Source organism: Mesorhizobium sp. M1A.F.Ca.ET.072.01.1.1 (assembly GCF_004023325.1).
In the GTDB taxonomy this organism is placed as follows: Bacteria; Pseudomonadota; Alphaproteobacteria; order Rhizobiales; family Rhizobiaceae; genus Mesorhizobium.
On the sequence record NZ_RZSF01000036.1, the window covers coordinates 1 to 24,381 of the forward strand.

General features: G+C 57.8%; 21 protein-coding genes and 3 pseudogenes. 14 read left to right on the plus strand and 10 right to left on the minus strand.

Features of this window, described 5'->3' with window-relative positions:
* On the plus strand, positions 1-1,010 hold a 1,010-nt coding region (locus EOA32_RS08055), incomplete at its 5' end, for an SfnB family sulfur acquisition oxidoreductase (protein WP_128371418.1).
* A gap of 105 nt (positions 1,011-1,115) precedes the next feature.
* On the plus strand, positions 1,116-1,676 hold the full coding sequence (msuE, locus tag EOA32_RS08060) for an FMN reductase (RefSeq protein ID WP_128371419.1): 561 nt from the start codon (positions 1,116-1,118) through the stop codon (positions 1,674-1,676).
* Positions 1,677-1,787: 111 nt separating this feature from the next.
* Here msuE and EOA32_RS38450 read toward each other — a convergent pair whose 3' ends face one another.
* Positions 1,788-2,012, minus strand: a complete 225-nt coding sequence (locus EOA32_RS38450; protein ID WP_189406998.1) for a hypothetical protein — start codon at positions 2,010-2,012, stop codon at positions 1,788-1,790.
* A gap of 126 nt (positions 2,013-2,138) precedes the next feature.
* On the opposite strand from EOA32_RS38450, the gene EOA32_RS08065 reads away from it, so the two are divergent.
* Genes EOA32_RS08065 through EOA32_RS08080 form a run of 4 tightly spaced genes read left to right on the plus strand, consistent with a single transcriptional unit; the run spans position 2,139 to position 5,375 of the window.
* Positions 2,139-2,426 carry a gamma-butyrobetaine hydroxylase-like domain-containing protein gene (locus EOA32_RS08065; protein WP_127410164.1) on the plus strand — a complete coding sequence of 96 codons (288 nt, stop codon included), beginning with the start codon at positions 2,139-2,141 and terminating at the stop codon, positions 2,424-2,426.
* Between the two features lie 8 nt (positions 2,427-2,434).
* Entirely contained in the window at positions 2,435-4,171 is a 1,737-nt protein-coding gene (locus EOA32_RS08070) for a fumarate reductase/succinate dehydrogenase flavoprotein subunit (protein WP_128371420.1), read from the plus strand.
* Positions 4,172-4,183: 12 nt separating this feature from the next.
* On the plus strand, positions 4,184-4,417 hold the full coding sequence (locus EOA32_RS08075; protein ID WP_128371421.1) for a ferredoxin family protein: 234 nt from the start codon (positions 4,184-4,186) through the stop codon (positions 4,415-4,417).
* Position 4,418: 1 nt separating this feature from the next.
* On the plus strand, positions 4,419-5,375 hold the full coding sequence (locus EOA32_RS08080) for a HEAT repeat domain-containing protein (protein ID WP_128371422.1): 957 nt from the start codon (positions 4,419-4,421) through the stop codon (positions 5,373-5,375).
* On the opposite strand, the gene EOA32_RS08085 is transcribed toward EOA32_RS08080, so the two are convergent.
* On the minus strand, positions 5,289-6,197 hold the full coding sequence (locus EOA32_RS08085) for a Crp/Fnr family transcriptional regulator (RefSeq protein ID WP_128371423.1): 909 nt from the start codon (positions 6,195-6,197) through the stop codon (positions 5,289-5,291). The genes EOA32_RS08080 and EOA32_RS08085 overlap by 87 nt on opposite strands.
* A gap of 351 nt (positions 6,198-6,548) precedes the next feature.
* Here EOA32_RS08085 and EOA32_RS08090 point away from each other — a divergent pair, with 351 nt between their 5' ends.
* Together EOA32_RS08090 and EOA32_RS38455 are read left to right on the plus strand one after the other, a co-directional pair.
* The gene (locus EOA32_RS08090; RefSeq protein ID WP_128371424.1) at positions 6,549-7,973 is read left to right on the plus strand and encodes an ABC transporter substrate-binding protein; all 1,425 of its coding nucleotides are present in this window, start codon (positions 6,549-6,551) and stop codon (positions 7,971-7,973) included.
* On the plus strand, positions 7,970-8,233 hold the full coding sequence (locus EOA32_RS38455; protein WP_189407000.1) for a hypothetical protein: 264 nt from the start codon (positions 7,970-7,972) through the stop codon (positions 8,231-8,233). Before EOA32_RS08090 ends, EOA32_RS38455 begins: the two co-directional genes overlap by 4 nt.
* Before the next feature lie 484 nt (positions 8,234-8,717).
* On the opposite strand, the gene EOA32_RS08105 is transcribed toward EOA32_RS38455, so the two are convergent.
* Together EOA32_RS08105 and EOA32_RS08110 are read right to left on the minus strand one after the other, a co-directional pair.
* Positions 8,718-9,386 (minus strand): Fis family transcriptional regulator, encoded by a 669-nt coding sequence (locus EOA32_RS08105; protein ID WP_128371425.1) that lies wholly within the window; start codon positions 9,384-9,386, stop codon positions 8,718-8,720.
* Positions 9,387-12,491, minus strand: a complete 3,105-nt coding sequence (locus EOA32_RS08110) for an N-6 DNA methylase (protein ID WP_128371426.1) — start codon at positions 12,489-12,491, stop codon at positions 9,387-9,389. It lies immediately after the preceding gene.
* Positions 12,492-12,835: 344 nt separating this feature from the next.
* Between EOA32_RS08110 and EOA32_RS08115 the strand changes: the two are divergent.
* The 3 genes and pseudogenes from EOA32_RS08115 to EOA32_RS08125 form a co-directional block, all read left to right on the plus strand.
* Positions 12,836-13,383 (plus strand): annotated as a pseudogene (locus EOA32_RS08115) (ATP-binding protein); the annotation flags it as partial.
* A 479-nt stretch (positions 13,384-13,862) separates the two neighbouring features.
* The gene (ectB, locus tag EOA32_RS08120; RefSeq protein WP_128371427.1) at positions 13,863-15,170 is read left to right on the plus strand and encodes a diaminobutyrate--2-oxoglutarate transaminase; all 1,308 of its coding nucleotides are present in this window, start codon (positions 13,863-13,865) and stop codon (positions 15,168-15,170) included.
* A gap of 1,272 nt (positions 15,171-16,442) precedes the next feature.
* Complete coding sequence (locus EOA32_RS08125) at positions 16,443-16,865, plus strand: SET domain-containing protein-lysine N-methyltransferase (RefSeq protein WP_128371428.1); 423 nt, start codon at positions 16,443-16,445, stop codon at positions 16,863-16,865.
* Between the two features lie 583 nt (positions 16,866-17,448).
* Here the strand turns inward: EOA32_RS08125 and EOA32_RS08135 are convergent.
* Positions 17,449-18,684: an acetyl-CoA carboxylase biotin carboxylase subunit family protein gene (locus EOA32_RS08135; RefSeq protein WP_128371429.1), complete on the minus strand. Its 1,236-nt coding sequence runs from the start codon at positions 18,682-18,684 to the stop codon at positions 17,449-17,451.
* Positions 18,685-19,281: 597 nt separating this feature from the next.
* Here EOA32_RS08135 and EOA32_RS08140 point away from each other — a divergent pair.
* Entirely contained in the window at positions 19,282-20,286 is a 1,005-nt protein-coding gene (locus EOA32_RS08140) for an L-histidine N(alpha)-methyltransferase (protein ID WP_128371430.1), read from the plus strand.
* Between the two features lie 45 nt (positions 20,287-20,331).
* Here the strand turns inward: EOA32_RS08140 and EOA32_RS08145 are convergent.
* From EOA32_RS08145 to EOA32_RS40530, 4 genes and pseudogenes are all read right to left on the minus strand, one after another.
* Positions 20,332-20,706, minus strand: a pseudogene (locus tag EOA32_RS08145) (transposase); the annotation flags it as partial.
* A 133-nt stretch (positions 20,707-20,839) separates the two neighbouring features.
* Positions 20,840-21,016: a hypothetical protein gene (locus EOA32_RS39720; protein WP_245499205.1), complete on the minus strand. Its 177-nt coding sequence runs from the start codon at positions 21,014-21,016 to the stop codon at positions 20,840-20,842.
* A gap of 197 nt (positions 21,017-21,213) precedes the next feature.
* The gene (locus tag EOA32_RS08155; protein ID WP_128371431.1) at positions 21,214-21,381 is read right to left on the minus strand and encodes an aldehyde dehydrogenase family protein; all 168 of its coding nucleotides are present in this window, start codon (positions 21,379-21,381) and stop codon (positions 21,214-21,216) included.
* A 96-nt stretch (positions 21,382-21,477) separates the two neighbouring features.
* Positions 21,478-21,774 (minus strand): aldehyde dehydrogenase family protein, encoded by a 297-nt coding sequence (locus EOA32_RS40530; protein WP_210214817.1) that lies wholly within the window; start codon positions 21,772-21,774, stop codon positions 21,478-21,480.
* On the opposite strand from EOA32_RS40530, the pseudogene EOA32_RS08165 reads away from it, so the two are divergent.
* Both EOA32_RS08165 and EOA32_RS08170 read left to right on the plus strand, forming a co-directional pair.
* Positions 21,694-22,574: pseudogene (locus EOA32_RS08165) on the plus strand (aldehyde dehydrogenase family protein). The gene EOA32_RS40530 and the pseudogene EOA32_RS08165 sit on opposite strands and share 81 nt — an antisense overlap.
* 26 nt (positions 22,575-22,600) lie before the next feature.
* Entirely contained in the window at positions 22,601-22,993 is a 393-nt protein-coding gene (locus EOA32_RS08170) for a hypothetical protein (RefSeq protein ID WP_128371432.1), read from the plus strand.
* Here EOA32_RS08170 and EOA32_RS08175 read toward each other — a convergent pair.
* Entirely contained in the window at positions 22,990-24,381 is a 1,392-nt protein-coding gene (locus EOA32_RS08175) for an aspartate ammonia-lyase (protein WP_128371433.1), read from the minus strand. The genes EOA32_RS08170 and EOA32_RS08175 overlap by 4 nt on opposite strands.

Consider the following 24,381-nt stretch of genomic DNA (forward strand, 5'->3'; position numbering starts at 1 on the left):
TCGGTGGGCCGGAAGTGTCCTACGCGACACTCGCCAAGGTGATCGAGATCATCTCGGCCGCCGATTCCTCGATTGGCCAGATCGCCCAGAACCATCTCGGCGTCGTCGCGGCCATCCGCACCGTCTCCGACAAGGATCAGCAGGCGCTGCTCTTTGCCGAAGTGCTGAAGGGCACGCGGTTCGGCAATGCCTTTTCCGAATTCGGCACCAAGCGCGCGGCCGATTTCGAGACCAAGTTCACCGACGCCGGCGATCATGTCGTCGTCAATGGCCAGAAATTCTATTCGTCGGGCGCGCTGCTGGCGCATCTGGTGCCGATCGTGGCGCTCGACGATCAGGGGCGCGCCTGGTACGCCATCGCCGATCGCGGCGCGCCCGGCTTGACGGTCATCGACGACTGGTCGAGCTTCGGCCAGCGCACGACGCTGTCGGGCACGGTCATCATCGACAACGTCAAGGTGCCGAAGACGCATCTCGTGCCCGGCTACAAGGGCTATGACAAGCCAACCGCCGACGGCGCCATCTTCCAGATCATCCAGGTCGCGGTCGACACCGGCATCGCGCAGGCGGCGATCGACGAGACGGTCCAGTTCGTCCGGACCAAGAGCCGTGCCTGGATCGACAGTGGCGTCGACAATGCCTGGGACGATCCCTACACCATCCAGGCCATCGGTGATCTGACGCTTCGCCTGCACGCCGCGCAGGCGCTGCTGGAAAAGGCCGGCCACGCCATCGACACAGCCGTCGCCGAGCCGACCGCCGAGACGGTGGCGCACGCCCAGGTCGTCACGGCGGAGGCGAAGATCCTGTCGACCGAGATCGCGATTGCGGCGACGAACAAGCTGTTCGAGCTTGCCGGAACGCGCTCGACGCTTGCCGAGCACAATCTCGACCGGCACTGGCGCAATGCCCGCACCCACACGCTGCATGATCCGGTGCGCTGGAAATATTCGATCCTCGGCAAGTATTTCCTCAACGGCGAGAAGCCGCCGCTGCACGCCTGGAGCTGATCAGGCCGTTTGGTCGAGGCCCGTCGGCCTCGACCTTGTTTCGCCAAGCCGCGGCCGCCGAGCCGCCTACTTCTCAATCCAGGAGCCACCCCGGAGATCCGTTCCATGTCAAATCCAGCAATCGTCGGTTTTTCCGGCAACATCACCCGCCCGTCGAAGACACGCACCTTCGTCGACCTTATCGTGCAAGACATCGCCATCCGCCACGGCCTCTCTTCCAAAACCTATGACATCGATGATGTCGGTCCGTCGCTGGGCACCGCCAAATGGGCGCGCGACCTCGACGCGCGGGCGCAGGAGATACTTTCAGACGTCATCGCCGCAGACGTGCTCGTCGTCGGCTCGCCGACCTACAAGGGCAGCTATACCGGGCTGTTCAAGCACTTCTTCGACCTGATCGATCCGTCGGCGTTGAGAGGCAAGCCAGTGCTTCTCACCGCTACCGGAGGCGGCGAGCGCCATGCCTTGATCGTCGAGCATCAGCTCAGGCCGCTGTTCGGCTTCTTCGAGGCCTTCGCGCTACCGACAGCCGTCTACGCGACAGATAAGGATTTCACCGACGGTGTGCTCCGGTCCGAACTCATTCTGAAGCGGGCGGCGCAGGCTGTTGACCACGTTGCGGTTCTGCTTGCCGACAGGCCGGGTGTCAGATTGGCGGCGGAGTAGATTGCAGCTGCCCTTAACCAGGGAGCCGCAAGAAACGTTAGCTTCGCCGAGGATCGATGGGCTGCAAAGCTGGGAAGGGTTCCGATTATATCATGCTACCCTCGCGCGCCGTCACGGCGCACCGATGTCCCCGGAAAAGCGCTTGACGTGGCGCCCTTGAACAGGAGACGCGGTCACCCCCAAGCCTTCGTCGTATAGTACATTGAGCGTCCAGCTGATCCAGAAGTCTGACATTGCCGACTGGCGAGCCGATGCGGTTTGCCGTCGTGAGGAACAGGTCGAGCCGGTCACGCGGCGGTGCCCGCGATGACCTGTCGATAAGGTCTGGGTGGTCATGGCTGCAGCCTTTGCCAGCCTACCGGGAGTTCGCTCGCCTGCAATTCGACTACGGAAGGCAGGCAATTTATTGCGTGTCCAATCGAGACTCACTCGTACAATGGCGTCGAACCATCGGGAAACGCCATGAAACCTTTGGAAATAAGGATCGATGCCGACCGTCGATCCCTAGCCATCACGTGGGACGACGGCAGTCGAGCTGGTGTCCAGGCATCACAATTGCGCAAACTCAGCCGAGCGGCCCATCAGATCCGGTCCGCCCTCGAAGGAAAGGAGCATTCCTTCGACGACGTTACAATCGTTAGTGCCGAGGCTATCGGGTCCTACGCCATGCGTCTGGTTTTTTCCGATGGTCACGACCGCGGCATCTATCCCTGGCGCTATCTGCGCGAAATCACCCACACTCAGCGTTGAGCAGCACAATGGACCACCTTGTCGATGGACTAGCCGAAGTCGCTTGCGATGTTCTGGTAATTGGTGGCGGCACAGCTGGCCCGATGGCCGCGTTGAAGGCCAAGCAGCGCAGCCCGGATCTGAAGGTCGTGCTGCTCGAGAAGGCAAATGTTAAGCGATCGGGCGCGATCTCGATGGGCATGGACGGACTAAACAATGCCGTTGTGCCTGGCTACTCCACACCCGAGCAGTACACCAAGGAGATCACAATCGCCAATGACGGGATCGTCGACCAGGCGCCCATTGTCAAATATGCTTCGCGTTGTCATGAAATCATCGAGGAACTGGATCGCTTCGGTATACGCTTCCAAAAGACCGCCAACGGCGATTTCGACCTGAAGAAGGTTCATCATCTCGGAACCTACGTCCTGCCGATGCCGAATGGTGACACGGTAAAAAAGGCACTTTATCGCCAGCTCAGACGCGAGCGGATTCTGATCTCCAATCGCTACATGGCTACCCGCCTGTTGACCGCGAAGAATGGCCGGATCGCGGGAGCAATCGCGGTAAATACACGCTCCGCCGAGTTTCTCGTGGTTCGCGCGAAGACCGTGATCTTATGCATGGGCGCGGCGGGCCGGCTCGGCTTGCCGCATTCAGGCTACCTGTTTGGAACCTATGAGAACCCCACCAATTCGGGGGACGGGTATGCAATGGCTTATCACGCAGGCGCCGCACTCGCCAATCTCGAATGTTACCAGATCAACCCGCTGATCAAGGATTATAATGGTCCCGCCTGCGCCTATGTTGCGGGGCCATTCGGGGCATACACTGCCAACAACGAGGGCAGGCGCTTCATCGAGAGCGACTATTGGTCGGGACAGATGATGCAGGAGTTCTATAACGAGCTCAAGTCCGGCAAGGGGCCGGTTTTCCTGAAGCTCAATCACCTGCATTCCGACACGGTCAGCGAGATCGAAAGGATCTTGCACAGAGTCGAGCGTCCCTCACGCGGAAGATTCCATGAAGGGCGCGGGACCGATTACCGCAACAAAATGATTGAGATGCATATCTCTGAGATCGGCTTCTGTTCAGGCCATAGCGCATCTGGGGTGTTCGTCGATGAATATGCTCGCACGACCGTCGCCGGCCTTTACGCAGCGGGCGACATGGCCAGCGTTCCACATAACTACATGCTCGGCGCATTCACCAATGGCGCGATAGCTGGAGAACACGCGGCCGAAATCGCGGGTGAGGTTGACCTGCCGGAATTCGACAGCGATCTGCTCGGGCGGGAGCGGGAACGGGTGTTGGCGCCTACCCGGCGCGCCGACGGCATTCCGCCAAACCAGTTGGAATACAAGACCCGGCGCCTCGTCAACGACTATCTGCAGCCGCCAAAGGTCACTGCCAAGATGAAGATCGGGCAGGATAGGCTTGCCGAGGTGCGAGAGGATCTGGAGACAGCACTTGTCGCCCGCGACGCTCATGAGCTCATGCGTTGCCTAGAGGTCTCTTCGATCCTCGATTGCGCAGAAATGGCAGCCCATGCTTCCCTCTTTCGCACCGAAAGCCGCTGGGGCCTCTACCATCATCGCGTTGATCATCCGGAGAAGGACGACGCGAACTGGTTCTGCCACACGCTGCTGCGCAAGATTGACGGCCGAATGGTTTCCGAGAAGCGAGCCGTCCAGCCCTACCTCGTCCCTATCGAGGACGAAGAGCGGACAGCCTACGATCGTCTGCGTGTTTCCAAAAATGCTTGACTGGGAGAATATATGCCTCTCGCGCTTTCGCCTACCAGCATCCCCGTAGTCGTAGACGATGCAAAATGCATCGCAGACAAGGGCTGCACCGTCTGTGTCGACGTCTGCCCGCTCGACGTACTGCGCATCAGCGATTTGACCGGCAAAGCCTACATGAAATTCGACGAATGCTGGTATTGCATGCCGTGCGAGACGGATTGCCCAACAGGTGCAGTCACCGTGAACATCCCCTACTTGTTGCGATGACATGAGCAACTTCGATCCCTTTGAAGAGTTCGGCGACATCGATGGAACAGTCGAACGCCTCAATGACACAGACAGCAGAGTGCGCCAGTTGGCGGTGATTGATCTTGGCGCTACCGGGTGGCCCGAAGTGCTCCCTCATCTTCTGGCCGCGATCGACGACCCAAGTGAGGTCGTGCGATTGCAGGTTGCGCTTGCCTTTGCCGAATTCGATTCGAAAGAAGCGGCGAGGGGACTCGTCAAGTTGGTCACGGATAATGACGAGCCCGTGGCAAAGGCGGCGGCCGACGGTCTTGCCGAAATCAAGGATCCTACTGCAGCAGAACTGATCAGACCGCTGCTCGAACACAAGAGCACTTTCGTCCGCGCAGCAGCCCTTCGAGGGCTAAGAGAGCTGCGATCGCCGGCATCGCTCGCTCCGGCCCTAGCAGCCATGCGCGACGAGAATCCGGATGTACGAGCCCAGGCGATTGGCGTTGTCGCCTACCTCAAACTAGAGGAGACATTGCCGTCGCTGATTGCCGCGACGCTGGACCTGGATGCTGGCGTCAGGACAGTCGCTATAAGTGCGCTTTCCTTCTCGAGCCAGCCGGCGGCCGCTGCGGCGGTCGCGGCAGCGCTTGGCGATGATAGCTGGCGGGTGCGCGCTGTCGCCGCGGATTCGCTCGGCCAACTTGGCCAAGCCGCGGTGATCCATGTGCTCACCGCGGCCTTGGATGATGAGTACTGGCAGGTCCAACTCAGATGCCTGAACGCGCTTGGCAAACTCAAAGCCCATGCGGCAGTTCCGGCAATTTCAGAGTTGCTTCGAAGCGAGATTGCAGCCGTGCGCAAGGAGGCGGCCGCCGCGCTTGGCGAAATCGCTGCCCCGGCCTCACGCGATGCGTTGATGAATCACTGCGGCGATGCCGACCCCGACGTCCGCAAGACGGTGCGCTGGGCCCTGGCACGGCTTGGGTAGAACTGTCGAAGGCCGATTACTGGCGCCATCCTTCGAAACCATGTTGATTAGCTTGTGGGGGCGCTCGATGCGAATTTGACGCGGCGTGACCGTAACCAGCCCATCTTTCTGGGAGCGTTTCATCATCATCGTTACCCACTGGCGCGTTGACCCCACCATCGCGGCAATCTGATCGTGCGTCACCTTGGCGTTTATAATTACGGCGTTCCCGTCGCGCACCCCGTGGAGTTCTCCGAGATTCATCAGAAATTGAGCCAGGCGCTCGATCACCGAGCGAGTTCCCAGCATCTGCGCCATGGCCGAATAGCATCTGCCCTTTGCTGCTAGCCCCTGCACGAGACATAGAGCGAATCCCGGAAGCTCAGTGAGGAGCCGCTTGAGCGCGGAGGCAGGCAAAAAAAGGATCTCGCAGTCACTAAGCGCCTCGCCGGACCAGATGTGAGCGCCTCCGCCGGTCATCTCGGGACCGCCGATAAAATGTCCGGCTGTCCAATAGGCGAGCGTGATCTCCCGGCCTGAGGGAGCGGTATAAAAGACACGCACCTGCCCGCTTTCGATTATGAAAATGCCCCCGTGCCGATCGCCCTGGCTGAAGATCGCCTCACCGGTCGAGAAGGCGAGCCGCCGGCCGTGACCGTTGAGCTTCGCCACTTCGTCCGGGTTCAGCGTGTCCAGAAAATGCGCGCCTTCGTCCAGCCGCTCGATGCTTTCGCTCAGGAAGAGTGCCTGGCCACCAGGGAGCAAGACCTGATTGGGAAGTGCTGGTCGTGGCTGCTGCCTTCGTTCGTTAGCCGCGCTTGTAGCGTTCCCAGGCAGGGTCATGATCAGTCCTCCATAAGATCAGCTGGAAAACTATATAAGTTCTATAGACTATAAAGAAAAATGATTGCGCATTTTGGCGATAGCTGGAACGATTGTCTCGGTTCTGCGACTGGCGCCCGGTTGCCAAGCGATCCATAAGCCTTTGAATTATCAACAGAAGCCTGCCTGGCTTCAATATTTTGGTCGCCTCAACGAAACAGTCCGCTGGCCTGATTGGTGGGCAAATAATTGCTTATCCCGCTAGCCAAGGCGCCTCATAAACCAGCGGGACGGCGGTGAGCGTTCGTCCACCGGGTCGCCGGACCAAACAGCCACCGGGGGCAACCCGGACACAATTAATGGAACAGGACCATGAACTTGCGCACACACTTCGCTGCAGTCACCCTGGCGGCAGCCGTCTTGGTTTCGGCTGCCCAAGCAGAAACCATTCGAGTGGCGATTGGCACACAGGACACGACGATCAATACTGCGACCGGCGGGCTTCTTATCCGCGAATTGAATCTCCTTGAAAAATACCTTCCACACGACGGCAGGTACCAAGCCGCCACCTATGACATTCAATGGAAGAATTTCACGAGCGGCGCGCCAATCACCAACGAGCAGCTCGCGGGCAAGCTCGATTTTGGGGTGATGGCAGACTTTCCAGGTTCGTTGAACGGTCTTGCGCACCTCAAGGCGGGAAAAAAGAGCCTTTTCATTGCGGTGCTTTCGGGAAGCGTCAATGGCAGCGGCAACGGCATCGTCGTTCCAGCCAATTCACCCATCCAATCCCTGTCGGAGCTAAAGGGCAAGACGATCTCGGTGCCATTTGCTTCGACTTCGCACGGGATGTTGTTGCGAGCCGTGCAGGCGCAAGGCTGGGATGCCGAAAACGATGTCAAAATCATTACCCAAGCTCCCGAGGTCGCCGGTCCATCTCTCAAGGCGGATCAAATTGACGCGCATGCCGATTTCGTTCCGTTTGCGGAGCTCTTCCCGTGGCGCGGTTTTGCCCGCAAGATCTATGATGGTTCGCAGGCAAAGGTGCCAACCTTTCACGGCGTCTTGGTCGATGCTTCCTACGCCGAAAAATATCCCGAGGTCGTCATCGCCTACCTTCGTGCTGCGATCGAGGCAGACCAGCTCATCGGCAGAGAGCCCGAGAAGTACAGCGAGCTGATCGGGAAGATCACGGGCGTCGACGCCGAAGTGGACTATCTGTTCCACGGTCCGCTTGGATTGCAGACCCGCGATCTGACGTGGAAGCCAGAGTATCGACAGGCCGTGGCCACCGCAATTGGGACTCTTAAGCTCCTCAAGAAGGCGGACACCTCTCTTGATGTCGACACCTTCGTCGATGATCGTTTCATTCGAGCGGCGTTCAAGGCGTCAGGCTTGGATTATGAAGCGGCGCTGAACAATTACGAGCAGCTGCCGTTAAAGGCCAACGATGCTTCAACAGGTCAGCAGATCAACGATCCCAAGCGCGTCGCCGAGATCTGGGTCGAAGGCGAACCGCGGGTCCGACATTACGCCTCGCCGGAAAATGCCTTTTTGGCACTCAAGTCAATAGAAGGCGAGGGCAAGGCCGTAAGGGTATTCTATGCGCAAGACCGCGACAGCGGCATCAAGCTCTTAGGCAACCAGGCCTGGTTCGTGCGCTCCGATAGCGGCGTGGTCAGCGCGTTCCTTCTCAAGGAAAAAGCCGAGAGTTGGGCCAAGGCGAATGGGGGGAAGGTGCTGGATTTTGTCGGGGTCAGAGCTGCCTTGGTGGCAAGCAATCAAGGCGACCAATGATCGACCTCAAACTCGGCAGCTGGCTACGCCGGGCGTGCTCTCTCGCCATCTGCCTCTCTTTTTGGCAGATGGCCACCACTCTGAAATTGGACTTCGGCGTCGTTACCTTTTCGAATGTACCGCTTCCGGCAGACGTCGCGTCGGCTGCCCTTGAGTTCTTCCACTCCCCGCGGCTCTTTTTCATAGGCGTCGGCTGCGTCCTCCCCAGCCATCATCGAGACGATCGCACAGGCATCGACGAACATTATTCGTCACTGTGAGATCGTGATCGAGTTCGTGATAAGCTTGCGGTGGAACCGGCTTTCGATCTGGCTGAAAAGACAGGCCGTGCATGGCCAAAACCTTTTGTGCCGTCTTCCTAGCCTGCAGAAAAACTTTAGCGCTTTGACTTTCGCCAACCGGCTGCGACAGCCCTCTGCTTCCGAACAGAACCACCTTTCCCCCTTGGCCGGGCTAATTTGGGTGACGCCGTAATATTTTTGTCCGGGCATATGATAAATGCGTTCGCCCTCAGCCGATATGTTGCCTTGATATTGCAGCCGGCATTTCCGTTGCCGAAAACCGAGAGCGGTGCAGTCGTTGGCCCCCGTCGTCACAATATTGCGCTCGCCAGTCCCACCGCGCTTGAGAAGACCCCACGTCGCAAGGGGGAAGCGCTGACGCGCAAGGCAGTGGCTCGGGAATTGGGGCGCTAACGCTTTCCGGTTTGCCACGGCCAGGATTCAGATCGGCGCCGCCATTGGATCAATAGCCGAATTCCAGGAAGACATGCGCCACTCGAATTGTCCCGTGAGAGGGAGCAAGCTCGGCCGGGCGCTTGTGTTCGGTGTCGAACTCGGCGGTAGGGGGGAAGAGCGTCGAGGGACAAAGCTGATAGGTGTCGCTTTTCTGCGGTACCATTGCAAGGTGCGATACCAATCCTTCGAGAGCCGATCGAATGGCTGGAACTACCTCTGCATGATTGTCGAGAAGCACGCCGCACATCAAGGCAACAGGCTGCCCAGCGCTGTACTGGCCCGTGATGAACCGCTCGAGACCGCTTTCTCCAAGGTATGCCTTTCGAGAGGCGGCTCCTTTCTTCAGGCGCTTGAATTCGAAGACCAGCTCGACGGTCATCTGCTCGTTGTTCCAGACATAAAGGATGTCGGTGCGGCGCTCTTCCTTGATTTCTGCCGTCAAAGGGTCGACTACGTTCCAGACGACCTCTGGCAGCCAGGAACCGTTTATCCCTCGGCTACGGCCCAGGGACTTCGCCCGGTCGGTGATCACCTTGGTAAGTTGAGGCTCTTTCGACCTCTTGTTGAAGTTAGTCCGATCGAAAGCGGACAGGTCCTTCCATGCATCGAAGACCACGTGGGCGGCTTGCATGATTTTTGGCAGCGGGAATGCTGCGAGCCAATCGGGTTGAAACATCTATTGCTGCATCTCAGTCGTGGCACGGCGTTGACGAACTGCTTCAACAAGGCGATCCGCATCGCGCAATGCCATCCGCACCGTCCAATTGCGGCGCTGCAGCGGGCGAGCAACGTAAAATTTGCCGTCGAACCAGATCTCGAGCGTCGGCATGAAGTTGATGCCTTCGGTTTCGCGGGGACCGAGCACCTCGCTTTGCTGGATTTGGGCGAGAAGCGTCCGCACCAGATCCGCGTCAACCTTCGCGCCTGCGGTGTCGACCGCATCCGCATTGCTGTCGTATTCGATCTTGGCAACGCCGACCGCGCCGGGCTCTATTGGGTTGGTGCAGAAGCTGCTCACGTGGAACCTGCCAGTTCCGCCGGATGCGTCCCTCCACGACGATAAGGCTCCGAGCAGGGCTTCCGAATACACCTTGATCCCGTCCGTTCCAACGCGATCGCGCGCGATCTCTCGCAGGCGGGACATGCTGCGGGGGCGTATCGCCGGCATCAACACATTGACGGTCTCATGCACCGCCGTCTGTTCGTGATCCCCAAGGCCAAAGTACTTGAACACAAGATCGTCGAGACGGTCGTAACTCTCTTGGTAGGCATCGGCACGCCTGCCGTCGGGAAGCTGCTCGAGCCGCTTGACTTCATCAGCGACCGCTTTGAGCGCGGAGTTTGCCGCGATCCGGTCGGGAGCCTCCTCCGGCCGAAAAAACGGGAACTGATTGAGGTCTGCGAGATGAATCCCATTGCGCTCCGTGAGCATCTTGGCATTCGTCAGCATCATGAAATAGCGCACCAGTGTCGAGCGCAGATAGACGGCGAGAAAGCGCAGTAGGTCGGCATCTTTTTGGGGGCCGGAAATGACGCCGACGCTGCTCGTAAACGCGCCCTTGCCTTCGAGGAATACTGCACGTGGAGTCAAATCATCCTTGTCGAAACCGTCGGCGAACAGCACGCGCGGTCCATCGAAAATCGACAGGATGCCGTCATCGAGGCCAACCACCTGATCATGCTGGCGGGGCCAGAGACCAGGCTGCTCGTCGGCTCTTACCGGCGCATCGCCATTGAGTTGGACGGTTGTGTAGAAGGGATAGGTAAACAGTGGCCTGGCGCTGACAGGCTTGCGGCTGGCATCGACTAGATGAATGCCCTTGCGCGAAACCCAGCCGGGCTGCCCGTCCGCACGGGTGCCAAGCATGTCTTCGATGCGGCCATATGATCCAAGCCGCGCCATGAGGGCCACGTCATTGGCATCGCCCCACATGTAGTTCGTCAGAATGCCATTGTCGGCCATCACCTCATTGGTGAGAAGCCGATGCCTGTCCGAGGACTGCAAGCTGAGGCGCCCCATCGAAAGGCTGAGATCTGCCTTCGGGACGCTGTAGGCGAAGGTCTCCGTGGTTTTCGGCCGCTCGCCGGAGTCCCGCGCCTCGCCGACGAACACGTGACATGTATTCTCGGCCGTTGGAAACAGCAGCTGTTGCAGGTCACCGAAATTGATGATGTGAAGGGGGCGCAGCAGCCGCAATATGGTGGCAATGAAGCTACGGGATGTCTCGCCGAGCAAAAGCGGGATGGGCAGGATGAGGCACACGATCCCGCCCGCTTTGACAAAATCCCGGGCACGTAGCGAGAAGGCCGCCGCCATCTGGCGGCGTACGATCTTGTAGTTGCGCGATTCCGCCCAGAAGTCGGCCTGCGTCGCCTTTCCGCCTTTGGGCTCGACCCACGGTGGATTGGAGATGAGAATATCAAAGCGCCGGCCTGAGAACGGGTGTCTGCGTGAGAAGTAATTGCCTGCAGGCCGGCAGATCAGGTTCTGGTTGGCCAGGCTTGGCAGTCGCGCGTCGTGGGCTTGCTGGGCATCCAGGATGTCCTTGGGCGTGAGGTCTTCGAGGACGGACAGATAGAGACTGAAAGCCGTCACCCGACCCGCCATGCGGTTCGTGTCCCCTCCGAAAATCTGCCTGGTGAGAATGTCGCGGCGCTCGGCAAGATTGATCGGGCGGCCCAACCTGTCCTCGTGCGCCAGAATCAAGCGCCGCAAAGCGGTCGTCAGCAAGATTCCCGACCCGCAGGCACCATCGAATATAGTCGCAGCGCAAGGATCTGGGCAGGCGGCCAAGGCTTGGTCGACGGCGAGTACCGCCAAGTGGCGCGGCGTGTAGAAGGCTCCCTCTGTCTTCTTCTCCTTCTGGACCAGGAAGGATTCGTAAAGGCTTGAAAGCAGCTCAACGGGGATAAAGCTGAAATCGTAGTTCCAGAAGTGTCCCTGACCGCTCGACATTTCAGTCCGCTTGAGAAACTCGTTCAGCGCGTCAAAGCCCGTTGAATTGAGCTCTTTCCAGAAGACATGTCGATCTTGGCTGAGGAAGTCGCCGTTGAAATCCTCCTGCAGCCGGTCGACCAGGTTGGCGATGCCGGTGCGATCGGCTTGGGCGATCAGCCCGTGTAGGGGCTCGACCTGGCGGCGCTCTCGATAGGTCGCGCCGACGATACCCCTGTGCTCGAGATAGGACACAAACAGTATCTGGCCCATGAGCAATTGCGCGCCGAACTGCAGTGCCTCTTTAGTGCGGCTGGAATCGAACCCCTTCTCAGTCAGCTCTCGGATAACGACGCTGATGTTGTGAATGAGCCGGTGATCGACTCGGCTGGCCAGCTTGAACCATTCAGGCTGCCTTGTCGCCAGGTCTGCCCCCTTGACGTCGCGCGCCGATAGCGGCCCATCGGGGCGCGCCTCATCGAGACCTAGACTTATTTGGTCTGCGTCGCTGTCGAGCTTGCTGGCGGGGAACGCAAGCGCTGACTTTCCGCGAATCTCGACGACGATGCTGGCTAGGTTCTGGTTCCAGATACGCTTCCGTATCCCGTCGATTTCCATTTTCGAAAGCGGATTGCCTGACTGGCCGACGAATACGACCGTGGGAGTGCCATCGACCGCAAATACAGCCTGGGCGCGGATTGCGCCGGCCGGGTCCAGGAGCGCGCTCAGCTCCCTGGCATAAGGATGAAGGCGCGGGACGTCGTCCACCGAGCGATGGAGGGACGAGGCTTCCGCCGAATAGCCCAGATTGTCCAGCCATTCAGGCAAGGTTGCCGGCTCGGACACGAATAACCCCCAAATATCCTCAGCGACTCAGCGAGGTTGTGAACCCCTCATACACCAGGATGAAACAAAATGATTGATCAGAACGTAAACCAACTCTATGCAAACTTGCATGTCACGCAATGCCAATCGACACGAAAATATCGCTCGCCGGATTGGCAGAGAGGCGAACCGAAAGAGGCTTGTCGTAGGCCAGAATTTCCCGGGTTGACCCGAGCCAGGTGAGCCGGATATGCCGCGGTCAGTTCCGCGAGAATGTCATGCAAGTCTGCACGGCTCTGGATATCGATCTGGGTGCTGACGAGGCTCGTCCGGTTTCCGGCACGCTTCAAGAGGTGCTGGAGCCGGCCCGCCTACGCCACCATGCCGTGCCCGAGGATGGCGATTACCGTGCTGCGCGTGGTCTCGATCGCCGGCTGTTCGACAGACTGCTCAAGGGTGACTGGATCGCCGCCCATGAGAGCCTGGCCATCGTCGGGCCGGTCGGGGTCGGAAAGAGCTGGTTGGCCTGCGCCATCGGTCACAAGGCTTGCCGTGACATCCGCTCGGTCCTCTATACCCGACTGCCGCGGCTCATCGATGACCTGTCCTTGGCCAAGGGCCGACGGCCGCATCGCCGCGCGCATTGAAAAACCTCGCCAGGGTTGATCTCCTCATCCTCGACGATTGGGGCCTCGAACCGCTCGACGGCAATGCCCGTCACCACCTGCTCGAATCCTCGAAGACCGCTACGGGCGTCGCTCAACACTGGTGACCAGCCAACTCCCGGTGACCCGGTGGTTCGATCTGATCGGGGACCCCCACCGTCGCCGATGCCATCCTCGACCGCCTCGTTCATAATGCTCACCGACTCGAACTCAGCGGTGATCTGATGCCGCGCTGCGTTCCGATCTGATAGCGCGCAGGTGGAGCACTGGCTGAGGAGGTTGCTTTCCTAACTTTGATTGCAGACTCCATTCCTTCCGCGCTTAGGAGGTTTGTCAGCGCCGATCGCAATACGATCCCGCTACCAGTCCCCATTGTTGAAACTCGTCGCCATTCCTGAGAAAAACGCCGGGCAACCGACACCGACTGTCGTTTGTCGAATTCGCGACACATTGTTTCGCCCTGGTTGTCTCCTGTGCTCCGGGTCAAGTCTCTGAACAAACCCCAGAAGGATATTTCTAAGGCTCCCTAGGCGCAATTGGCACGACTTTTGAGAAGTCCTATTCGTGAAACGCGACGCGAGGCGGCACTGGGTGTTCGTACAAGTTGTTCTTCGTAGCTGTGGCTAAGAACCTGGGGCTACGCTCCGGCAAGCTCCTGGTTCGACTGCGTACCCCATTTGCAGCATTCTCACCGGTCTACCTACCAAATACCTGAAGGGAGACAACGATGACTTACCAATGTGCATCGGATCGTGAGGACGAATTCGCGATTTTCCATCATCTTGAGTCTGAAGTTCGCAGCTACTCCCGTCGCTTTCCAGTCGTTTTCGCGACGGCACGAGGAGCTCAGTTGTTTGCGCGCGATGGGACGGCCTATCTCGACTTTCTAATGGGTTGCTCAAGTCTAAACTATGGGCACAATCCCCCACAGCTGAAGTCCGCGCTCGCAGATTACATTGCGAGTGACGGCATCACACAGGGCCTCGATCTGTATAACGAAGCCAAGGAGTCTTTTCTGCGAGAATTCCACGAAACGATCCTTAGGCCGCGACAATTAGACTATGTCGTGCAGTTTCCAGGCCCGACCGGCGCGAACGCGGTCGAGGCAGCCCTTAAGTTAGCGCGCAAGATCACTGGTCGTGCCAACATCATAGCTTTCACCAACGGCTTTCATGGGGTGAGCATTGGCGCTCTCTCCTGCACGGGCAACCGATACCACCGCGCGGCCGCCGGCCAACTGCTCGGCGGCGTGGCCCGGCTACCCTATGACGGCTATCTTGGATCCAGTGTAGACACCGCCGACTACCTTGATCACCTGCTATCGGATCCCTCCAGCGGCGTTGATGCCCCGGCGGCGGTGATTGTCGAGACAGTTCAGGGCGAAGGCGGCCTCAATGTCGCCGGCACGGAGTGGCTGCAAAAAGTGGCGGCCATTGCGCGCAAGCACAGAGCTCTACTGATCGTAGACGACATCCAAGTCGGTGTTGGCCGGACCGATTCGTTCTTCAGCTTCGAGGCAGCGGGTCTCCGCCCGGACATTGTCACAATGGCAAAATCGATATCGGGCTATGGCCTGCCTATGGCCCTCGTCCTCATTGATCGACAACTCGACAGGTGGGAGCCGGGAGAGCACAACGGAACGTTCCGCGGTAATTGCCACGCTTTCGTGACCGCCAGAGCAGCCTTAGAGCAATTTTGGCGGACAGACAGCTTGGTCGCGTCTGTTAGGGCGAAAGGCAATCTGCTGAAAAGCCGACTTGAGCAGATCGCGCAGAAATACGATCCGAGCCGAGCGTCAACCAAGGGCCGTGGCATGATGCGGGGCATCGATCTGAAGTCGGGCGAGGTTGCAGGGCAGGTCATCAGCAAAGCTTTCAAGAGGGGCCTCATTGTAGAAACCTCTGGTCCCAAAGACGAGGTCGTGAAGTGTCTGCCACCTCTTGTCATTGGAGAGGATCAGCTTAGCCAAGGTCTCGACATCCTCGAGGGGGCTATCGATAGCGTGATCGGCAGCACCGTGAACACGGCAGCTTGAGAGGTAATCATAATCGTCAGGGATCTGAATGAGGAGAAACTGACTGCCCGACGTGTAGCAAAGGCATCTCCATTGCAGTGTTCCGTCAGCCGTCTTGGGGTTCACATGGTACGCTTCGCGGTGAAGTGGCCCCAGTCTCAGTCGGCAAACTTCGTGAGCGCGGCCAATCTGATCTCGTATCGCTGCCAATTATCGCTCAAATGGCTGCGCGGCGTAATTTTTTGTGTCCAGCCCTCCGTGCGAAGGCGAGGCGCCAATTCTGTAGCTTCGCTCATGGAGGCTGAATCCCACTTTCGCCGGGCGTGTCAGTGAACTTCGCGGGCGGCGACGGCAGTGGTCTGGCTTGTATCTCCCGGTGCAGGATGTATAGGCCGCTGCCGATGACGACGAGTGATCCGATCAAAGCCCACAGGTCAGGTATATCGCCCGGATCAAGAAGCTGCGCCCAATGCCCCATATCATGCCAGTATACTCGAACGTCGAGGGCGGAGTTGCACCGGCCAGAGGCGGGCTCGCCAAACCCTGCGGCCACTCTTGCGGGCAATGGCCAGGACGTTCCCATCAAGTGGACGCGGACCTCGGACATATCGCGCACAGCAGGGGCCAGCCCGCACGATCTCCGCGATGGTCGCCGAGAACTTCAACTCGGCTGGACTTGGCTAGATCATGCGCTCATTGTGCTGCCGCAGACGCTGCGTGTCATCCGCCTCTGATGGCGTCCAGCTACCTCGACCTGGACCAAGGATTCCAGCCTTGCCGTCGCCATCGGCTAACGGGCGCAGATGGTGGCCGCCTTGTAGCGGCAATCCGAGCGCAAGTTCAACAAACTTGCGGTCGAGCGCTTCGTTGGCCTCCTCACTCGCCGGACGTGCGGACCTACTCACCAAAGCTCAGTCCACCTGCTGAACCTTGTAATATATTTCCTGCATTACGTTTTCAAGAAATGACGTAACTTGAATGTCACATAACATAACGTTCTGCACGGAGGAAATGTGATAGCTTTGTCGGCACTGATCTATAGAAGATGACCGTGCAACGCCACCTTTAGAAGGCTGGTGCGGACAGAGAATAACTCCAGCGCTGCGGAACATGAAATGAGACCGCCCGACATTCGGAAGCTCGTGGTTACCGTGTCATTGAAGACTGTGGACTCGCGGCACCGATGAGAGTAAGCGAGGCCAAAATCCCAATCCAGGGGCTTCCCGTCGGCGGAGCGGGCTCGGAGCCCGATAAGGCGCCTCACGATAAGCAGTACAGTGAAGGAAAAAATCGATGACCAGAGCAATCTCTGACCGTCGTCGACACCCCATACACATAAGGAACGTTCCTCAAAAGGGGCGCGGCGTATTTGCCACTATTCCATTTAAGGCCGGAGACTTAATCGAGTTATCTCCGACATGGGGATTTGATAGGACGGATGAAAAGCTACTGGAGCGCACAGGACTGTTCGAGTACTACTTTGTTCGACCTATCACTCAAACTGTTCAAACTAAAACGTCCGGGTTTGTTGTCTTCGGCCTAATTTCAATAGTAAACCATTCATCAAACCCGAATTCAAAAATAGTGTGGATTGATGAAGAAACGGGCACATGGGTAGGCATCGTAGCACTAAATGACATAAGAGTTGGTGAGGAGATAACACACAGATATGCTAATATAAGCGACTATCCGAACTCTATTACATTCGTGGAATAACTATGCAATTATCTTCTGATTGACGCTTTCCGACTAGCGAGGCATCTGATATGAACGCTAGCCTCGCCGGAGACCGAAGAAATCATGATGATGATGCCACGGCCTCGAGCCAGTAGTACCTGGGCAGAAAACTTGGGGCAATAGTAGTAGTGGCCACGCAGATTGGTATTGACAATTCCGTCCCATTCCGGCTCTTTATATGAATGCACTGGCTTAATGATGTCGGTGCCTGCGTTGCGGACCATTACATCGATCTGCCCAAACCGGTGGACCGTGCCATGTATCAGTGCCTTGCAATCGTCGTGAGACCGCACGTCAGCCCGGTTAGGCGTCACGTTTAGGCGTGACGTTGATTCCTTGCCTCGCAAGTTCGGACTCTGCTTCGCTTAGCTCTTCAATATTGCGCGAAGAAAGGACTATCTTTGCACCCGATCGACCGAAGCAGGTGGCGAGCACCTTCCCTAGACTGAAGGTAGTCAGCATTTCAGGCTCTGCCACGAAATCCGACGAGCTTCGGGTATCCTTCTGAACCAACTACAGAATTGTGATTGAATCGGGACATTACATTTTGACTTAGCTGAGGTCAGGGTGCCATTGTATCAGTGGTCGGAAATGGCGTGATCGACCAATTAATTAAGTCGACGGCACTCTGAAGTATCGCCTCGGTGTGAGCAAGACTACATGAAGCGGCGATGACATGTCCCATGCAGTCTCGATCGTCGCCTTTTCTGACGATCGGCGTCTTGGGTTCAACATAGAACTTGACCTCGGCAACACCTGATACTGCGGCCGCTTGGCTGTGCCCATCGATCCAATCAAGGGTGCCATCGCGATCAGCAATCAGGTGCCGCGCGGCCGCAATGTGCGAATGCCTTCTGCGCAAATCCCATTCCTCACCAATGGCAAGCTTGACATGCTCGATGATGAGATCGACACCGTAGGCCAGTTGAACGAGTTGAGGAAAGGGCGTGCCAGCAAGGCGCGGATTGACTTCAATGACGACCGGGCCACGCTTCGTCCACCGGAACTCAACGTTCGTTGGCCCCCAGCCAAGACCCAGAGCGCGCAAACAGCTCAGCGAAACATCGGCGATGCGCTCATGCTCGTCATCGCCCACCAGGGCCGGAAAGGTGAACTCACGACAAACGAAGTGAGGCGGGCAACCGAAGTCACCCGTGCCAATTGCAACGACCTCATTTCCCATTATTTCAGCGGTATAATAGGGGCCTTGTGCGAATTCTTCGACCAGTATCTTAGGCGAAGACCGCCATATGTGCTTCCCGCCTAACAGATGGGTCGTATGTTCGACTACCTCATCGGCAGTGCGGCACAATCGGACACCGACGCTGCTGTGGCCCATCGCCGGCTTAACTATCACCGGCAGCCCGATCTCCGCGGCAGAATCCTTTATCTCCGCTGCATTGGCCGCTAAGCGATAAGCAGGGATCGGAACACCTGAAGCCGCGAGAAGTTGACGTTGAGTGTACTTATCGAGGCATTGTTCAATAGCTTCCGGGTTCGGTCCGGGGAGATCGAAGTGCCGACAGAGGTTGCCTGCCGTCGCATAAAAAGAATCGGCAGCGCCCGTTATGCCGGCGATTTCATAAGTCGTTCGCAGCCGGGAACATTCGCGGATCAGCGCATCCAGATCATCTGTATCAACACGGATTGATTCAACCCCTTTCGCCGCGAAATGGTCATACCGAGTTGGATCATCCGAAAGGGCTAAAGGCTGAAGGCCAAGACGCTGAGCAGCCTGGAGGTATAACAGACCCGAGCCCATTATCGTGCCTCCAATCAGGATCAGCGCTCTTGCCATTGGCTGTGAACTCCTTCGGTGCGTGCCGTGCGGCGGTCCGAAGGATCGTCGGCATCTTTATAGCCGCGCTTGACCTCAGACCTTGCTCCGAGGCTACCATTTCAACGAGTTTGCTGCGTTAAGAATCTGCGAAATTTATTTCGAGTTTTGTTGCAGGTTTGTAAGCTAGCTCCGTTATTGTGAGCCTCGACTACTTCATCGGCAGTGCGGCACAATCGGACATAGACGCTGCTGTGGCCCATCGCCGGCTTAACTATCACCGGCGTCCGATCTCCGCGGCAGAATCCTTTATCTCCGCTGCATTGGCGTTGCCATTCCCGGAAAACGCGGGATAACCGACACCTGCTGTCGGGTCTGTCGACTCCACGACACAACGGTTTCGCCTGGCTGCCTGCTGCATTCCCGTTTAAGTCATTGAACTAACCGCAGTTAAGACTTTCTAACGCTGCGCCGGCACGATTGGCACGACTTTTGAAACTCCTACTCCGGGAAACGGCTAGAGCTGCCGACCAATATCCATATCATTGGTGACAACTCAATACACATGCCCATTTCCTACCCATCGCCTGTACACCGCTATTAGATGGAGCTATCTCTATGGTGCGACACGATCTAGGAACAGCCACAGCGGCCACAGATAAATATGATATCATTGGCGCGGACGTTCCTGATGAGATGCTTTTCAAGGGCGATCTGTTGGTGGCGTCCCTGTCGGAATCACCGCGCAACGTGAACTCCATTTACTACTACGACGATACAGGATCAAAGTTATTTGAGCGACTCTGTGACGAGCAAACATATTACCTGTTCCGGACAGAAAAAGATATACTAGATCAGTACGCAAAGACGATTTCCGGAATCACAGGTCCTGCGTCTCTCATCGAGCTGGGATCTGGGAACGCCGAGAAAACAACTCTGCTAGTTGGTGCTTATGTGAGAGCGTATGGCCTGACTTCTTACGCCGCCGTGGACATCAATCGCTCGATTTTGGAGAGAGCAGCTGAAAACATTCTCTCAGTGTCGTCGGATTTGAACTTCTTAGGGATCGTCGGAACTTACCAGACCGGGCTCGCGGAGATCAAAAACCTCGTTAGCCCAAAACTTTTATTTTGCCTCGGCAGCACGATCGGGAACATGCACGACGGCGAGTTGGATAATCTCCTCCTGACGGTCCGCTCGGCCTTGTCTCCCGGCGATTATTTTTTGGTCGGGATAGATTTGGATAAAGAAACGGAAATCCTAGAGGCGGCATACAACAATCAAACCGCTATTCTGGCCAACTTATGTGTTCTGCAGCATTTGAATTGGCGCTTCAGTGGGGACTTTGATATATTCCAGTTCCGGCATGTGTCACGTCATAATAAGTCAATGCGCCGCATGGAAACCTACGTGGAGTCTGCGCAGGACCAGGTGATAAGTCTGCGCAGACTGAACTTCTCCTTTCACCTCGAAAAGGGCGAGATGATTAGAACTGAAATCATGAGAAAGGTCGAGTTAAATAGTTTTATTATGGTGTTAAGCCGCTACGGTTTTCGACAAGTCCAATATTGGACGGATTGTAACCAAAGATATGCGGTAACTTTGTTTCAATTGTCGGGCTAATTGGGTGAGATCTCCTTCTGTTATTCGTTCGTTTGCCGCTTCGCCTCAAGCTGCTTTCACCGACGGTGCCGGCTCGTAGAATGTGCTGCCCGAGAGCATGGCCCACACGATCCTCGCATTCTTGTTGGCGAGCGCGACAGCCGCGACATTGGGATGCCGCCTTTGCCGCAGCTTACCGAGCCAAAGGCTTCGGGGATCCTGCTTGCCGGCTGCTTTACCGAGCGCAGCGCGAGCGCCATGGATCATCAACGTGCGCAGATAGCGATCGCCGCGTTTGCTGATACCGAATAGGCGGGCTCGCCCTCCACTGGATCGTTGTTTGGGCACCAGGCCCAGCCTGGCCGCGAACTGACGGCCGGTCTTGAAGCAGGTTCTATTGCCGACGGCGATCAAGGCGGTTGCCGTTACCCCAACGGCTTCCCAGCCCTGGCTTTCGCGCTGACTCAACTACGATCCGCCATATTGGATCTCTGGCCGTACAGAATGAGCCGCGCATTCCCCCGACAGCACCGCATGTTTTCGACTCTCCTCGTTGTTATCGGGCGCTATAGCCTCAGTCGTCCATTAGGATGTGCCCGGTGATGAACGAAGCGCTCGGGCCGGCCAGGTAGAGGATCGCATCGGCGATCTCGTTGGGCTCGGCCCAGCCGCTGTCGAGGCTCGCTTGAAAGGCGAGGAAGATGCCGCGCCGCCAATCCGGGCGGCCGCACCAGCACATCGATTTGGTCAAACCATCAACGATCGTAGATCATCATGACAGGAAGCCTTGCGGCCAAAACCGTCGTCATCTTCGGGCGCAGCAGGAGGTGTGGGCCAAGCCGCCGTCGCACTCTTCATCGAAAGCGGCGCGCGGGTATGCGCAACCGATATCAGCCCGGCCGTTGCCGACCTGGAACGGGACGCGCCTGGCGACATCGTTGGCGTTCATCACGCGTCTAGGACATCGAGGTTTTCGCAGTCGGCGATCGGCTTGCCCGCGTCGACGGAATCGAGAAGGGCAATCTCCTCCCCGTTGGCCTCCACGAGGTTCGCGAACTTCAGAAGGATCCGCTTGCGTGGCCTGCACGATCCTGCCGCGGGCGAGGCTTCGATCAAGAGCGCCCATCCAATCGGCCGTCCACGGCAACCGCGACGATCGTCACCAAGGCCGCCGACGATCGAGTTGCCGGCCGCGAGCGCCGGCGCGATCTTCTAGGAGACCGTGCCTGCTGGAAAATTCGAGGGCAGCACCATGCCGACCACGCCGACCGGCTCGCGCACGATCGGGCCGAGATTGCCCTCCCCGGTGGGCGAGATCTTGCCGAAGACCTTGTCGATGGCTTCGGTGTACCAGCGGATGTTGTTGACGACGTCGTCAAACCGGCCGAGCTCGCGCCGCTGTCGACCTTGCGCTTTGCGGAACTGGCCGTGGAGGCGGGCATTCCGGCCGGCGTCTTCAACGTCGTGCCGGGGCTCGAGCACATTTCCGGCAAGGCGCTCGGATTGCATCCCGACGTCGCGTCATCTCCTTCACCGGCTCCGCCGAAATCGGGCGCCAGTTCCTGCGCTACTCGGCCGACAGCAATTTGAAGAAGGTCGTGCTGGAGTGTGGCGGAAAGAGCCCGCAGATCGTCATGGCGGATGCAGCGGGGAATCTCAACCGGATCGCTGAGAACCTCGCGAACGCCGCGTTCTGGAACATGGGCCAGAACTGCACCTGCGGCTCTCGCATTCTCGTCCAGTCGAGCATCAAGCAGAATTTCGTCAACAGCCTGGTGAAGGCCTGCAACAGCTGGGTGGTCGGCGAGCCCACCGACCAGGCGACCAAGCTCGGCCCCCTGATCGAAGCCTCCGCATTGACGCGGGTGATGGGCGCCATCGACCAGGCGAAGAAGGATGGCGCGACGGTGGTGTCAGGCAGGAACCGGCTGTTCCAGGAAACTCGTGGGTGGTTCGTGAAGCCAACCGTGGTCGACAACGTCGGCCCGGATACTGCTTTGGCCCGGGACGAGATTTTCGGACCGGTGGTCGCCGTCCTGCCCTTCGAGACCGAGGAAGATGCGATCCGCATCGCCAACGCGTCCGCCTATGGCCTCGCCGCCACTGTCTTTTGCACCGACATCAATGTCGCGATCCGTGTCGCCCGGGCTGTCCAGGTGGGAATGGTGGCGGTCAACGGCTATGGGGAGGGCGATATCACCACGCCGTTCGGCGGCTACAAGACCTCGGGCTTCGGCGGCTACGACAAGGGGCTGGAAGCCTTCGATCAGTACACGCAGCTCAAGACCATATGGGTCGCTTTGGGCTAGCGGGGAGTTGCCGAGGAATGAACACGATGACTGACACGATCACCCTCTCGCTCGGCGAGGCCGGCGATCTGTGCCTGCGCATCCTGTGCGATGCCGGGCTCGCCAGGAAGCACGCGGAGGCAGTGGCGGCCGTCATTCCAATGCCACTCGCACGGACTGTATCGATTGATCGTTGCGCGCATGCGGTGGCCACCGGTCGCGTGAACAAAGCGGCAAAGCCGACGGTGATCGACTGGACGCCGTCCATCGTTAAGGTCGACGCCTATCGACCAAGGTTTAGGTCGCTGCTTTTCCCCAATCCGTTGGGAGAGAAGGTCGTCAGAACCTCAGCATTGGCAACGTGCGCACGACAGCGACGTCCTAACTTCATTTCGGACTGCCACACAGATAATTCTGGACATAGCATCGCCTCAAATTAATTCGATTCAAATATGGCCGTTACTTGGATTGGATTCAGAATACCTTCCGACTCGATCACCTGCCTCAATCCGATGCCTTCGACAAGCGCCCGGTGGGCTAGCTTGGCGGCTTTGCTGTATCCTAAGACTGGGTTCAGAGCGGCGGCTAAAATCAATGAATTGTCGTGCAGCGATCTGCAGCGCTCGGCGTCGGCTTCAATGCCCTCAATGCAACGTGTTCGCAAGAGGTCCATGCCTTTTGCAAGCAGGCGTATGGATTGCAGAATGTTGAGAACGATTACAGGTTCCATTGCGTTCAATTGCAGCTGCCCTGCACTGGCAGCAAGCGTGACGGTCAGGTCATTTCCAATCACCTGGAACCCAATCTGATTCATCATCTCCGGGATAACCGGATTGACTTTTCCCGGCATGATGGATGAGCCGGCCTGCATTGCAGGGAGACGTATTTCGCCGATTCCCGCGCGCGGTCCACTAGAGAGCAGGCGAAGGTCGTTGCACACCTTTGACAGTTTTACGGAGATGCGCTTCAATGCGCCGGAGACAGTTACGAAGGCACCGGTGTCCGACGTAGCCTCGACCAGATTGCGCGCGGCACGAACGGCTACACCTGAGATGTTTGATAAATGCGCACAGGCGATACCTGAAAACCCTTTCGGGGCATTTACGCCAGTGCCTATCGCGGTACCGCCCAGGTTGACCTCCGTCATCAGCTGAATAGAGCTCTCAAACAGAAGAATGTCATTCTCGATAGTTGTGGCGAAGGCATCAAATTCCTGACCAAGATACATCGGCACCGCGTCCTGGAGTTGGGTGCGTCCTACCTTGACGATGCCGGCGAACTCCAATCCTTTTTGCCGGAATGCCGCAGCAAGCTCGCGCTGGGAATTAAGCAACGTCTCGCAACAGCGTAGCACGGTTAGCCGAATCGCGGTCGGATATACATCGTTGGTTGACTGGGAAAGGTTGACATGGTCGTTTGGATTGATCGTGTCGTAGTCGCCCGCTCGGTTGCCGATATCCAACAGTGACAAGTTGGCGATCACTTCATTAAAATTCATGTTAGTCGACGTGCCTGCGCCGCCTTGCATCATGTCGACTGGAAAATGTGGTTTTAGAACATCCCCGGCAATAATTCGGTCGCAAGCCCGGGCGATAGCCGCTCCGATGCCGGGCTGGATCAGACCAAGCTCCAGATTCGCCTCAACAGCAGCCTTCTTGACCATTGCCATGGCCACTATGAACTCCGGGAAGTCATGCAGGCGGATGCCCGAAACGTCGAAATTCTCGGCCGCTCGGAGTGTGTGAATTCCGAAGAGAGCATCAGAAGGCAGGTGCCTTTCGCCAACCAGGTCGCTCTCAACGCGCGTGTCCGCTTCCACAGTCACCAT